The organism is Aquiflexum lacus, from assembly GCF_015476655.1.
Taxonomy (GTDB): Bacteria; Bacteroidota; Bacteroidia; order Cytophagales; family Cyclobacteriaceae; genus Aquiflexum; species Aquiflexum lacus.
On sequence record NZ_JABFHF010000011.1, the window covers coordinates 104372 to 117993 of the forward strand.

General features: G+C 40.5%; 15 protein-coding genes and 1 pseudogene. 9 read left to right on the forward strand and 7 right to left on the reverse strand.

The genetic code is table 11. The features are described from left to right. Positions 1 to 37: 37 nt before the first annotated feature. The 9 genes from HMJ38_RS11790 to HMJ38_RS11830 all read left to right on the forward strand — a co-directional run bounded on the left by HMJ38_RS11790 (position 38) and on the right by HMJ38_RS11830 (position 10504). Entirely contained in the window at positions 38 to 2368 is a 2331-nt protein-coding gene (locus HMJ38_RS11790; protein ID WP_194974605.1) for a nucleoside/nucleotide kinase family protein, read from the forward strand. Between the two features lies 1 nt (position 2369). Beyond that, positions 2370 to 3059, forward strand: coding sequence for an acyltransferase (locus tag HMJ38_RS11795; protein ID WP_194974606.1), 690 nt, complete (start codon positions 2370 to 2372; stop codon positions 3057 to 3059). Beyond that, the gene (locus tag HMJ38_RS11800) at positions 3056 to 4276 is read left to right on the forward strand and encodes a glycosyltransferase family 4 protein (protein WP_194974607.1); all 1221 of its coding nucleotides are present in this window, start codon (positions 3056 to 3058) and stop codon (positions 4274 to 4276) included. Before HMJ38_RS11795 ends, HMJ38_RS11800 begins: the two co-directional genes overlap by 4 nt. Next, positions 4273 to 5349 (forward strand): glycosyltransferase family 4 protein, encoded by a 1077-nt coding sequence (locus HMJ38_RS11805; protein WP_194974608.1) that lies wholly within the window; start codon positions 4273 to 4275, stop codon positions 5347 to 5349. Before HMJ38_RS11800 ends, HMJ38_RS11805 begins: the two co-directional genes overlap by 4 nt. A gap of 37 nt (positions 5350 to 5386) precedes the next feature. Beyond that, a complete protein-coding gene (rfbC, locus tag HMJ38_RS11810; protein WP_194974609.1) occupies positions 5387 to 5974 on the forward strand; it encodes a dTDP-4-dehydrorhamnose 3,5-epimerase in 588 nt (195 codons plus the stop codon). A gap of 197 nt (positions 5975 to 6171) precedes the next feature. Beyond that, complete coding sequence (locus HMJ38_RS11815) at positions 6172 to 7386, forward strand: DUF1972 domain-containing protein (protein WP_228780020.1); 1215 nt, start codon at positions 6172 to 6174, stop codon at positions 7384 to 7386. An 11-nt stretch (positions 7387 to 7397) separates the two neighbouring features. Beyond that, positions 7398 to 8471 carry a glycosyltransferase family 4 protein gene (locus tag HMJ38_RS11820; RefSeq protein WP_194974610.1) on the forward strand — a complete coding sequence of 358 codons (1074 nt, stop codon included), beginning with the start codon at positions 7398 to 7400 and terminating at the stop codon, positions 8469 to 8471. Between the two features lie 478 nt (positions 8472 to 8949). Beyond that, entirely contained in the window at positions 8950 to 10230 is a 1281-nt protein-coding gene (locus tag HMJ38_RS11825; RefSeq protein WP_194974611.1) for a GDSL-type esterase/lipase family protein, read from the forward strand. 100 nt (positions 10231 to 10330) lie between these two features. Continuing rightward, on the forward strand, positions 10331 to 10504 hold the full coding sequence (locus HMJ38_RS11830) for a hypothetical protein (RefSeq protein ID WP_194974612.1): 174 nt from the start codon (positions 10331 to 10333) through the stop codon (positions 10502 to 10504). A 165-nt stretch (positions 10505 to 10669) separates the two neighbouring features. Here the strand turns inward: HMJ38_RS11830 and HMJ38_RS11835 are convergent, their stop codons facing one another. From HMJ38_RS11835 to HMJ38_RS11865, 7 genes and pseudogenes are all read right to left on the reverse strand, one after another. Then, positions 10670 to 11095: a DsrE family protein gene (locus HMJ38_RS11835; protein ID WP_194974613.1), complete on the reverse strand. Its 426-nt coding sequence runs from the start codon at positions 11093 to 11095 to the stop codon at positions 10670 to 10672. A 19-nt stretch (positions 11096 to 11114) separates the two neighbouring features. Beyond that, complete coding sequence (locus HMJ38_RS11840; protein WP_194974614.1) at positions 11115 to 11540, reverse strand: DoxX family protein; 426 nt, start codon at positions 11538 to 11540, stop codon at positions 11115 to 11117. A 51-nt stretch (positions 11541 to 11591) separates the two neighbouring features. Beyond that, entirely contained in the window at positions 11592 to 11969 is a 378-nt protein-coding gene (locus HMJ38_RS11845; RefSeq protein WP_194974615.1) for a hypothetical protein, read from the reverse strand. Positions 11970 to 12217: 248 nt separating this feature from the next. Then, positions 12218 to 12397 (reverse strand): hypothetical protein, encoded by a 180-nt coding sequence (locus tag HMJ38_RS25320; RefSeq protein WP_228780021.1) that lies wholly within the window; start codon positions 12395 to 12397, stop codon positions 12218 to 12220. A gap of 148 nt (positions 12398 to 12545) precedes the next feature. Then, a pseudogene (locus HMJ38_RS11855) lies at positions 12546 to 12845 on the reverse strand (tRNA uridine-5-carboxymethylaminomethyl(34) synthesis GTPase MnmE); the annotation flags it as partial. A 206-nt stretch (positions 12846 to 13051) separates the two neighbouring features. Next, a complete protein-coding gene (locus tag HMJ38_RS11860; protein ID WP_194974616.1) occupies positions 13052 to 13336 on the reverse strand; it encodes a type II toxin-antitoxin system YafQ family toxin in 285 nt (94 codons plus the stop codon). Continuing rightward, positions 13329 to 13583 (reverse strand): hypothetical protein, encoded by a 255-nt coding sequence (locus HMJ38_RS11865; RefSeq protein ID WP_194974617.1) that lies wholly within the window; start codon positions 13581 to 13583, stop codon positions 13329 to 13331. The genes HMJ38_RS11860 and HMJ38_RS11865 overlap by 8 nt, the downstream gene beginning before the upstream one ends. Between the last annotated feature and the right edge of the window lie 39 nt (positions 13584 to 13622).

The window sequence follows — 13622 nt, forward strand, 5'->3', positions numbered from 1 at the left end:
CATTGCTTTTGGCATAAGTCAGGAAACAAGAATGAAAATGGACAAATTTTTACAAGCTTTAGGTTTCACTAGAATTTCAGCAACTGAAAAAGGCAGAAAAATCTACCAATTGCAAAATCCGGATGGAACTCCAAGATGGATGTGGAATGCAGAAAACCCAAACCCTGATTTTTTGAGGTTTTATGCAGTTTCCAGCTTGAGGTCAAATGTATTCAGTTTACTGATCAAGGCCATCTTCTTGTTGAAGATGCAGCATCTATTCTTTCAGAAGAACAGCTTTTCGGTGCTTGAGGATGATTCACATATTCTATTTCCCTATTTAAAAAGCCATTTTGCATTATTTACTGGTACCGCGGGTCCAAACCGAAAATTGGTTCTTTTCTCCAATCAACAGTTTGTCAAAATTGCCTTGAATGAAAATTCCAGCAGTCTTATAGCACAAGAAAAATCCATGCTTAATCAGGTGAAAGGAGGGCAATATCTTGAAATCCCTTCGCCCAAAAACATCGGAAATGGCATCCTCGCACTTTCCGATTTGGGCAGCAGGGGCAAGCGGATCAATACATTTACCCCGCTTCATGCCAAGGCGCTTCAGGAGCTCACACAAAACAAACACAGGGAAAATATCCTTTTTGGCAAGACGGAGATCTACCAAAATTGTCTCCAAAATCTCGAAATAGAGAAAGAAATCTCCTTCGACCAAGTGCCTAAGCAATTATTGGAAAATCTGGCAACTTTGGCCAACTCCCTCAGTAAGCAAGCTATCCCCACTCATTTTGCCCATGGTGATTTTACACCTTGGAACTGTTTTGTTGAAGGTGAAAAAATCCGCTTGTATGATTTTGAATTGGCCCATGAAAATATGTCATTTGGTTTTGATGCCTTCCACTTCGTCATGCAGCAGGGTATCTTGGTGGACCATCTTCCATACAAAGCCATCAAGCCAAAATTGAATGCCGCATTTAAGGTACTATCCCAAGAGGCAAATAGGTCCAATCTGGATTTTGATTCCTGCTTGAAGGCCTATTTGTTAGTCAATACTTCTTATTACTTGTGCATATATAGCCAACAGGAAAAATGGCACACCCAAGTCAATTGGTTGCTCAATACCTGGAATGAAGCCATCAGCGACGTACTTTCTTTCACAGAAAGCGCCAGATCCCTGCTGATCGGGAATGTTTTTGACTTCGTACAAAACCAAATATATGCAGCCATCAAATTCCCCAATATCCACCCCGCAAATTTATCGGAATATGCAGACATTGACCTGCTGACAGAAAAATCCACTGCCAATAACCTTCTCAAATACCTCCGGCAGCACATTTTGGTAAAGCGTGTCAACATTCAGCCGCAATCACACATGCTGAGTATTGTTGCTGTTTTGCAGGATGGAAGCTTGCTTGCCTTGGACCTTATCTGGCAACTCAAAAGAAAATCATTTGCCTATATGAATGTTTCTGAAGTGATCAACAGGTCGGAAAGGAATGACTTCGGGGTCAAAACTTTGAGCCTAAGCGATACGCAAACTTTCCTGAAATACTTTTATGGCCTTAATTTCAGCAGCATACCTGATCGATACCTTCAATTTTTTGAAAAAGAAGAAAGTGCAAGTATTGATCATGCGTTGCTAAGTGCCCAAGTAGCATCAATGCCTGAAAATAACGGCTTGTCGGGATTGATCAACAAAGTGAATTATGGCTTGGATGTGTTGAGGAATACATTTCACCAAAAAGGAATTATCATCACTTTCAGTGGGGTAGACGGGGCCGGAAAATCCACGATCATCGAGCATACCAAAAAAGAACTGGAGAAAAAACTGCGCAAAAAAGTGGTAGTAATCAGACATCGTCCCTCGGTATTGCCAATCCTAAGCGCCATTACCCAAGGAAAAGAAAAAGCCGAACAAAAAGCGGCCAACACACTTCCCCGTCAGGGTCAAAACAACAATTGGATCAGTTCACTGCTGCGCTTTGGGTACTACTATACAGATTACCTGTTTGGGCAGTTTTATATCTATGTCAAGCATGTGATGCGTGGAGAAGTGGTGCTGTATGACCGCTACTATTTCGATTTTATCAACGACAGCCTCCGCAGCAATATCCGGCTGCCCAAATGGTTGACAAAGGCAGGGTACAGACTTTTGCTGCAACCGAACCTTAACTTCTTTTTGTATGCAGATGCGGAAACCATCCTCAACCGCAAAAAAGAATTGGACGCGGAAGCGATTACCACTTTAACCAAAGACTATTTGAATCTTTTCACTGAGTTGGACAAAAAGACAGAAGGGAAATACTTCCCCATTGAAAACCTGCAACTCCATGATACCATGGCATTCATCACCTCCAAAGCCCAAACACAACTTGTTTGATATGAAGAATCTGATACAAAAAGCCATCCGTAGGCGCAATCCAAGTTTCTCCTTTGACCCGGAATTGGGTAATGTCGCGCTTTGCTCCTTTATCTGGACACAATGTTGGGGATTGTTGAGAGGCTTGAAGTTGCTGTTTCTCTTCAAAAATCCCAAGATGGCAATCTTAGGAAAGCAGGTCAGCTTTTTCAACACCCCCAAAATCATATTTGGACGGTTTCTGAAATTGGGCAATGATGTCCATATCAGTGCATTGGGAAAGCAAGGCGTATCGATGGGGGACAACGTCAGCATTGGCGCTTTTAGTCGGGTAGTAGTTTCCACCTCTTTCAATCATTTGGGCGAATACATCAAAATCGGAAATAACGTGGGTATGGGTGAATACGCCTATTTGGGCGGTGCAGGAGGATTGGAGATAGGAGATGATTGCATTATCGGTCAGTACTTCAGCTGCCATCCTGAAAATCATATCGCAGCTGATTTGGATACAGCCATTCGGCACCAAGGGGTATCAAGGAAAGGCATCAAAATCGGTAAAAACTGTTGGATAGGCAGTAAGGTGACCATCTTGGATGGTGTGGAAGTTGGCAATGGATGCATCATCGCGGCCGGAGCGGTAGTAAACAAATCCTTTCCTGAAAATTCTATCATAGGGGGTGTCCCCGCAAAACTTTTAAATTCAAGAATATGAAAACGATATTGGCCTCAGCTTATGCCATCAATCCATTTAAAGGTTCTGAAGATGGAATGGGTTGGAATTTTGTATTACAGATAGCGCGCTTTAACAAAGTAATCGCCATCACAAGAGAAAACAACCGCCCCCATATAGAAAAATACATTGCTGAAAATCCGGACAGTCTCTATGACAACATTCAATTCCTCTATTTCGATTTGCCTTATTGGATGCGGTTTTGGAAGAAGGGTGGGCGAGGCGCCATGCTGTACTACCTGATGTGGCAGCGGGGAATCATGTCTTTCATCAAAAAGCAAAATCTCAAATTCGATATTGTTCATAACCTCAATTTTCACAACGATTGGACTCCCTCGTTTCTTTGGAAATTAGATAAGCCCTTTGTTTGGGGTCCTGTGGGACATCATCCTCTGATTCCATCCCAATACCTCCAATCCTATTCACGGAAGTACCACCTTAATGATCGGTTAACTTGGAAAGTCAAGCAATTTTTCTGGAAAATGTCTCCCGCCTTACGCAAGACCACCAAAAATGCGGACCATATCCTCTGCATGAACAATGGTGTACCAGAAGCCCTGGGCATTCAGTCCAATTATTCCATCGCACCTTCTGTAGCTACACAGGATTTTGGATGGAATGAATTCGACACGACCAAGGACAAATTTACCCTCATTTCAGCGGGACGCTTTGTGCCACTCAAGGGATTTGATTTGACTATCCGTGCCTTTTCTGAGTTTTTGAAGGGTTTGGATGCAAAAGACAAAGAGAACTGCGAACTCCTTTTGATTGGAAGCGGACCTGAGGAAGGGTTTTTGAAATCATTGGTTAATGATCTGAGATTGGCCGATCGGGTAAAATTCATCTCCTGGATTGAAAGGGGTGAACTGATGGCGAAATTTAAAGTAGCTTCTGCATTTCTGTTTCCTTCCCACGAAGGTGCAGGGATGGTAGTTGCTGAGGCTTTGTCGTTTGGGTTGCCGGTCATCTGTCTGGACAATGAAGGTCCGGGACAATTTATTAACCGGGAAAATGGATTTGCCATCCCGATGGGAGACTATGGCCAAACGGTAAAAGGCCTGGCTGTGGCTGTCGGCGAGTTACATAATTCTTCCGAGAAAAGGAAAGAAATGGGAATTGCTGCAAGAAAGCAGTTTGAAAATTTCTTCCATTGGGATAGGAGAGGGGAATTACTTCAGAAAGTCTACGCCGACTTATGAAAGCACAACCTAGAATATTCGCTTTTCATTTACTGAACGACCGCAGCGGCAGTCCCAAAGTGCTTGGTCAAATCATCAATGGCTGGATTCGAGAAGGTAGGGAAGTACATCTTTATACCATGGTCCACCAAGATGGCTTTCTGTCTGATTTAGATGGAGTAAACTATCATCATGGATGGTATAAATTCCAAGCCAATCCATGGTTGAGACTTATCTATTATTCCTTGAGTCAGATCATCTTATTCTTCAAGATGCTGGGTCAGGTAAAGAAAACAGATACCCTTTACATCAACACCGTCTTGCCATTTGGAGCGGCTTTGTTAGGTAAATTAAAAGGATGTCGGGTGATTTACCACATTCACGAAAGCACGGTAACGCCAGCAGTTTTAAAGCGGTTTTTGTTCAAAGTGGTCTCATGGACGGCATCAGATATCATCAATGTATCCCAATATGTCGCGCAGAGTCATGGCATCACCAAGGTTCCCAACCATTTGGTTTACAATGCCATTGATGAAAACTTTCTGTCCAATGTTTTGGACAAGGAGAAAAATGAAAGGCCCTCGCATGTATTGATGGTTTGCTCCTTGAAAGCTTACAAGGGACTTTATGAATTTATACAGCTTGCCCAAGACCATAAGGATTATTCCTTCAGAATGGTATTGAATGCCTGTCAAGGAGAAATTGATTCCTTTTTCTCAGGACAGCATTTTTCTCAAAATCTTGAAATATATCCTTCCCAAAAAAACCTGCATCCCTTTTTCCAATGGGCAGATGTGATTGTAAACCTTTCCCGACCTGATGGGTGGATAGAGACATTTGGACTGACCATCATCGAAGGAATGGCATACGGTTTACCTGCAATTGTGCCGCCGATAGGAGGGATTTTGGAGGTGATAGAAGAAGGAGTGACGGGGTATAGTGTGGACCCAAGAGACAGGAACGCTTTAAATGAGAAGCTGACTGAACTGATGGATAAGCCCGCTTACTTCAAAAATTGCTCTAATGCAGCTTTAAAAAGACTGAATATATTCAAAGAAAAAACCATGCTGGAGCAAATCAACAGCCTGGTTTGATTAAAAATGAAATAAAAATAACTAAACCCATAAAGTGATGGAAATACAAAATACCAATATCAAAGACTGCTTTTTGATCCAACCAAGAGTTTTTGAAGACGAACGCGGTTATTTCTTAGAAAGCTTTAACAGCGAAAAATTCGAACGGCTCACAGGAATTGAAGCGGACTTTGTCCAGGACAATGAATCGATGTCAAACTATGGCGTAATCCGCGGACTCCACGCACAGCTTGGAGAATCTGCCCAGGCGAAGCTTGTCCGGGTAGTTCAGGGCAGTGTTTTGGATGTGGTAGTTGATGCCCGATTTGACTCACCGACTTTTGGAGAGATTTTTACTGTGGAAATCAACAGCAATAATAAAAGCCAATTATTCATTCCTAAAGGTTGTCTTCATGGGTTTTCGGTTTTGGAAGATAAAACCATCTTTTCTTACAAGTGTGATGCTTTTTACAATCCTGAGAAGGAAATAGGGATATATCCACTTGACGGTTACCTCTCTATTGATTGGAAAGTTGATACAGTCAGTGCTCAGATTTCCTCCAAAGATCAAAATGGATTGTCTTGGTTGGAGTATATCTTAAGTTTTGGGCAAAAAAGATCTCTCAAATCAGTGCAGGTATTTTAGATGAGTTTCAATCATGAAGCAATAATAGAAAATAGGCAAAAATTCTTTCTGATTTTTCAAATGCCTAAATTCCAAATTGCAGCTTTATTCCAATTTATGGAAAATTAAATTACTATTAAATTACCATAATATATTGAATAAGAGTGTTTTGGCTTTTTGGCATTGCTTTGGTCATTATAGGTTTAAATGAAATAATCATGGACAAAAATATGATATCAAAAAAGAAAATAGCCATCATAGGGACAGTTGGTGTGCCGGCCAACTATGGTGGATTCGAAACCCTTGCAGAGCATCTTATCGAAGACCTTGGACAGAAGCATGACATTACAGTATTTTGTTCGGGAAAGAAGTATGCCAAATCAGAAAGAAAATCAAGCTACAAGGGCGCAACACTAAAGTATCTGCCATTTGATGCCAACGGTATTCAAAGCATTCCCTACGATACTTTATCGATATTGTACTCCCTGTTTTTTGCTGATGTGCTTTTGGTGCTTGGGGTTGCCGGTGCTTGGATTCTACCATTTGTCCGGATATTTACCAATAAAAAAATCATCATCTCCATAGACGGGATTGAGTGGAAAAGAGACAAATGGAATGTATTTGCCAAATGGTATTTGTTCTGGGCAGAAGGCTTGGCTGTAAAATATTCCCATATCGATATTTCAGACAATGAGGCCATTCAGGATTACACTGCGTCGAGATACGGTTCATTGAGCAGAATCATCGAGTATGGAGCTGACCATACAATGAAGGTACCAATAACAACAGAAGCCACGGAACAATATCCATTTTTAAAAGGCCTCTATGCTTTTAAGGTCTGCAGGATAGAGCCTGAAAACAATGTCCATGTAATTTTGGAAGCTTTTACCAAAACCAACAAAATGCCTTTGGTGATAGTAGGTAATTGGGATAAGAGCGCATATGGCCAATCGCTGAAAGTCCAATATAGCGATCATCCCAATATTCAAATTCTTGACCCAATATACAATCAGAAACAATTGGACGTCTTACGCGGCAATGCCTCCTTATACGTGCATGGACACTCAGCAGGTGGTACCAATCCTTCCCTTGTAGAAGCCATGTATTTGGGATTGCCGATTCTTTCCTTTGGGGTTTCTTACAATCGGGTTACTACTGAAAACAGGGCCTTGTATTTTGATGGACTAGACAACCTAATTCAAGCGATCAATGAGATATACCTCGCAAAGCTAAAATCAATCGGTGAAGAAATGGGGAAAATTGCCAAAAGGAGATATACTTGGTCATACATAGCATTCAAATATGATCTTTTAATTGAAGAGGCATTATTGGCCCAAGACAAAATGGAAGTGGTTCCAGAAATCAAAAATATACCATACAGCCAATTACTCGAATTAGGGCAAGCACATAACAAGACTAATTATAACTTCTAATCACATTTTATATGTATTCGATCCATATCATCGGCCCTTTGGCCGCCATTTTAATGACACTTTTGGTGATTCCCGTTTTGAGAAAAATTGCTTTCAGAATCAATATGGTGGACAAACCCAACTTCCGGAAAGTGCACACTTTGCCCATTCCTTTGGTAGGTGGTGTCGGAATATTTATTGCAACCACTTTGGCCTTGGGTTTGACCTTGCCTTTTGATTTAGATATTTTGGGTTTCAAAAACATCTACCTAGCCATGAGCATCTTATTGATGATGGGCGTCATAGATGATTTTTATGAATTGAGAGCAACCATGAAATTGGGCATACAATTGGTATTGGCGCATTTCATTTTTTCCCAAGGAATAAAAATCGAATCCTTACACGGTATTTTTGGTATTTACGAATTGGCGGATTGGATGCAATATGGTCTTACCCTGGTAGTAATTGCTGGGGCTGTAAATGCCTTCAACCTGATGGATGGCATAGATGGACTTGCGGCAGGACTTGCGATTGCAGGCTTTGCGGTTTTCACCATTTTGGCTGTTTTATCGAGTCAATACCTTCTTGCTTTGGTTTTTTTGACATACATAGGTGGCTTGATGGGTTTCCTGAGGTTCAACCTAAGTAAAAGCCAAAAAGTATTTATGGGAGACGCAGGGTCATTGATGATGGGCTTTATTTTGGTGGTGTCAGGAATCCGGCTGATCCAATCCGCACAAAGTACAGCTAACGTCTCTTTGGTAATCCTAGGCGTGGTAGCCGTCATGCTTATTCCTGTTTTTGACGCCCTTAGGGTCTTTCGAAAAAGATTAAAATCCGGCAAAAGTCCTTTTAATCCAGATAAAACCCATCTTCACCATTTGGTACTGACCACCGGTCTCAGGCACAAAGCAAGCAGCTTGGGAATTGTAGGTCTGATGTCCGGAATAATCCTGATTGGTTTTATAAGTTACCAATTGTCAGGACTGACGATTGCTTTTGTATCCATGCTGTTTATGTTTTCCTTTGTCACCTCCCTATTACAATTTCACAACAGGTTGATGTCATGGAAAAGCAAAATCAAAAGGATGGAAAGCACAGGCTGAGAGGTATGAAACAAAACAGTCTTTAGGGGCAGGAAGTAATATAAAAGTTAAATTTTTTTAACTTAAATTACGGACTGCCAAAAGTTATTATGACAATATTTTTAGGGCGATATGAATTATATCCCATGGTTTAAAAAGTAAATTGATAAGTAGAAAATCATTAAATTATTTAGGTCAAATCATAGAAAACACAGATCTGTTCAATTCCCAATTGTTAATGTCACCTGATACGATTAGATTTATTTCGAAATAAAAACTAAGAATCGCAATGCCATGAATTAGGTTTGACATAGCAATAAAAAAGAAAATGAGTAAAAACATACACCTTACTTTTCTACTAATAATTGGAATTCTGGGTTATGCGAAATCTCAAAATGAGTTAAGGATCCCGATTCCAACTCAAGCCCAGCTAGATTAAGTCATCTTTATGAAGCATTTCACCCTTCTAACCTGCAATTTTCTACTTCTATTCTTACTTGTGGATTTACGCTCCCAGCAAAAGTTGGATCTTTTTATTTGGGCCGGACAATCTAATGCTCAAGGCTGGATGGGAGAGGTTGCGCATGGAAAGCGTATTTTTGAGGCTTATGCATCCATAATCCATGTTTCTTCTGATTCACTTCTTCATTCTGAAAACTATCACCATCAGCGTAATGGAATCCCAAACAGTTTTTTGAAGTTTCAGCAGGAGAAAAATGGACGGGTTGCTTTCCTCGGAGGTTCCATAACCTATAATGGTGGCTGGCGCGACAGTATTTCCAATTACCTTCAAAAACGATTTCCGGATACTGAATTCGAATTTCTTGAGGCCGGCATTCCTTCCATGGGATCAACTCCGGCTGCTTTTAGACTTGAACGTGATGTACTCGCCGATGGTCCTGTAGATTTGCTGTTTGAGGAAGCTGCAGTAAACGATGCAACGAACGGAAGAAGCAGTCAGGAGCAGGTCAGGGCAATGGAAGGAATTGTTCGGCATGTTCGCCGGAATAATCCTGCAACAGATATCGTCATCATGCATTTTGTCGATCCTCAAAAAATGGAGAGTTACCGATTGGGACAGGTGCCGGAAGTCATTCAAAATCATGAGAAAGTAGCTGCACACTACAGTGTAGCAACCATAAATTTGGCGAAAGAAGTAACAGAACGTATCGATGCGGGTGAATTTTTCTGGGAGGATGATTTTAAAGATCTCCATCCCTCACCATTTGGGCAGGGGGTTTATTTTCGCTCTATAAAAACATTTCTCGAGAATGCCTGGTCCATAACAATAGCGGAAGATAACAAAATTGAGCAATACGTTTTACCCGAACCAATTGATCCTGCGAATTATGATAATGGCGTATTGATTGAACCTAAAAAGGCCCGAGTATTATCTGGCTGGCAGATGATTGAAAACTGGAAACCTGAAGATGGAAAGGGAACGCGTCCCAATTATGTGCATGTTCCCATGCTTGTTGGCGAGGATAGGGGCGACTTACTGAAATTTACCTTTACAGGAAATGCGGTTGGCATAGCTGTCGCCGCCGGACCTGACGCAGGCATTATCGAATACAAAATCGATAACCATGACTGGCAAAAGCAGGACCTTTTCACCCCTTGGAGCTCTGGCCTGCACCTTCCCTGGTTTTATACATTGGCGGCAGGATTGTCAGCGGGTGAACATGTGTTGCAGATACGAATAGCAGGGGAAAAGAACCCGCAAAGTAGCGGAAATGCATGCCGAATAAGGTATTTCTTTGTCAACTGGGTACCAATCTGACTCCCTAAAATAAAAAGACTTCTAAAGTGCACCTTCAGGATTCGAAATCTGTAAAATACTGGCCTGATCTAGGCATTCAATTTGGGTAGAAACCATTTTAATGGCTCTTACTTTTTTTCCAAAAGTCAGAACTGTTTCCTATTTCCTCTTTGGTCTCACTACTGCCATTGTTTCTATGTTGTTGACTTTTTCATTGATGACGGCCATACTTCAGCTTCATAGTAGGTTGCTGGGGTGGAGCGATAAAATCAGGCTCATGGAGAAAACCCTGTAAGTTGTTATCTATTTTGAGCTCATATAGTTGGCTAGATTGTCGTTGTTATTCAGCATTTGGGTCGAACTAGTTAACATAAGCCCCTCAAAAACCATTATGGTTTTTGAGGGGCTTTCATTCATAGCTTCAAAAGCTTAGCTAATTGAAATCCGTAACCTATAGAATTTAAATCGAAATACTCGTATAGCCCTTCTTTTGTAACTGTAGGTTGTAAAGGATTCCGTTTTCTACAATGCGAAGTTCCTTAGAAATATCTTCCCTGCTTACTCCGAATTTTTTCATTGAAAAACCGCAGATCACCAACTCCACATTGGCATTTTTGGCCTTATCAATATAATCCTGCATCATTTTTTTATCTGTAAGTTCCTCCACGGTTTGTCCACAGATGATCACTTCAAATTTTCCAAAATCATCACCGTCTTCTATTGCCAAAGATTCAGCAGTTAAGAAGATAGGGGCCAATTGAGGTATTTTCTTTGTCAGGACTACATAATTTTCCTTGTCCTTTTGGTCATTCAGTTCCTGCCCAATGGCTTGACTGGAAAAAAGGGCAACAAGTAATACGATGTTAATTAAAATATATGCTTTCATAATAGTTTGTTTTTGACACTCAATTTGGTTTGAGTGCGTTGGTTTTAGTATTTTTTTCTTTGGTAAAATCGTTTAAAATAAAGAACAGCAGTCCGCCCATAATCGCTATATTTTTGAATAATGGTCCAAGGGTATTCGCCTGTCCAACCTGTATGGTAAGGGTAATCGGAATGAGTACAGCCAAGAGGATGACTGCTGCCCAACGGGTTTTGAAACCAATTATAAAAGCAATTCCTGCCAATAGCATGGTTATTCCTGATAGTATCACCATTAGTTCTGGATTACCAAATAATAGGGCCATCCCATTATTGTTGGCTTGTGTAATGCGATTTGCCGTTTGCGCTACATTCATCAGGTGATTGACACCTGCCACTAAGAATATGCCGCTCAGCATAATCCTTAATACATGAATGGAGCGAAGGCTTACTATAGTCTTCGTCGTCATAATATTTTGTTTTGTCCCGTACCCAATGGTACCGGTAAGAGAATTTAATTTTTAAATGAATTGAGGCAATAGCTCAATCTGTGGGGGAAGAAAAATCTTATTTTGAAAAAAATCGGGCATTGCAGGTGTCCTATAGACATGGGTCTGCGATTCCTCAATAATGATATTATACTCCCATAAAAAGCTTTCAAAGCTAAAAGGAGTATTGCAGAAGGAATCAAGATTAAGAATTACCCTTTTTGAATCTTGGGCCAAAGCCTTATTGGATTGGCTTCCATCAATGTTTTCTAATTGCTTCTTACAATACGGATTTGCATAAGCGATCTCATTGGTATCAAAAATAGCCAGCAATATTGTGGAATCCACTGCCAAGATTTTCCCAAAGAAAATCATCGCAAATAATATCGCTATGTAAGAATTTTGATTCATAATAACTACAAATATAAAAATTCAGCAATTGGGACTGTGTGACTTTTATTACAACTGGAAAAGGAGAGGATTCGAAATCACACTCCCAACACAATTGAAGCCTCTATATCCAATTTCTAGCTGATTTCACGCGCAACTTTTAAGGTGGATCGTTTTTTCCGTCAAGGTACTCGCTGATTCTTGAGGTGATTACCCCGACAAACTTTGGCAGTGCTTTATGGTTAATTCCTTTTTCCTGCGTACGAAGCTTAAGATAGGGTAGGAGGCTTTATCGGATGAAATGTTTCTTCATAATCAGCTACCAAGTCAAAAAGCAAATTTAACTCCACATAACCTTTTACATATGGATTATCTATGTTTTCGGGATTGATAAGCAATTCTTCGATTCTTTCCACAATAGCGCTATATTCCTTTCCAGATTTGATCATTACTCAGATATTTCGAATGTCTTTTATTTTATCATATTCCGCATGGGTGCCAATAAATCTTTGCGCCTTTGTGTCTTTGCGGGAAAAAAACATAAGAACCTCATTTTAACCTTAAAACCTTCGAGATTCAAAAAAAACCTCAAAGGTTTTACTTCCCGATACAAAACTTACTAAAAATATTTGCCAACAAATCATCCGTCGTTATCTCCCCTGTAATCTCCCCAAGATAATGCAAAGACCTCCTGATATCCATAGCAAGGAAGTCATTGGTGATCTGATTGTCCATGCCTGTGAGTACATCAAGTAGGGACTGACGGGTTTTGACCAGGGAATCGTAGTGACGGATATTGTTGACAATGGTATTGCCGGTGCGGAATTTGTCGAGGTTGACCAGTTCCATGATCTTTTCTTTGAGGAGGGCGAGGTTTTCTTTTAGTTCTGCTGAAATAATACCTTGATTGCACTTTGTCGGGTGGTTTTTGGGCCGGACAATCCAATACCTCCACCATCCATTTTTGATCTGCGTCCTCTACTGTGCCATTTTTCTAAAAGGTTGATTCCAACAAGTTTGGCTTTAAAAAAAAATGATTGCAACAAACGGAATAAAGGGAGGGAACCTAAACAAGATTGGGCAAGATTAACTTAAAACATAATTCAAAATAATTCAGAATGTGAACCAACTCGGATCAATACTATCTCTTTCAGGTCTTCATCCTGTTCCCAAATGACCAGTAAATCAGGCATTGCGTGACATTCCCAACATCCAATGTAATTTCCAGTTAGCTTATGGGGTCTTTTATTTTCAGGGATCGCTTCATGGCCATTCTCTGAAAGTAGTAGGATAGTTTCCTGAATTGCTTCCAGATGCTTTTTCCGGTGAATAAATTTCTTGTAGTCCTTTTTGAACCTACTGGAAGGGAAAACCCTATAATTATTCATTTTCTAAATCTTCAAAAAGCTTATCCATATCGGTATATCCTTTCAGGTGAGGCCTTTCAATGCGAGCCTCCTCAATGGCTCTTTTGGTTTCTTCATTTGGCTCCTTGAACCCTGAAGCTTTGGCCAGTAGTGTTTCGATCAGGTTGTTTACACTTCTGTTTTCTACCTTGGCCATTTCTTCCAGATGTCTGTCCAAAGCTGTTTTGATCCTTACTGATCTCGACTTTCTTTCTGATGTTGTATTCATAATGATATCATTTGAGCTTACTTGTAATACAAATATAAC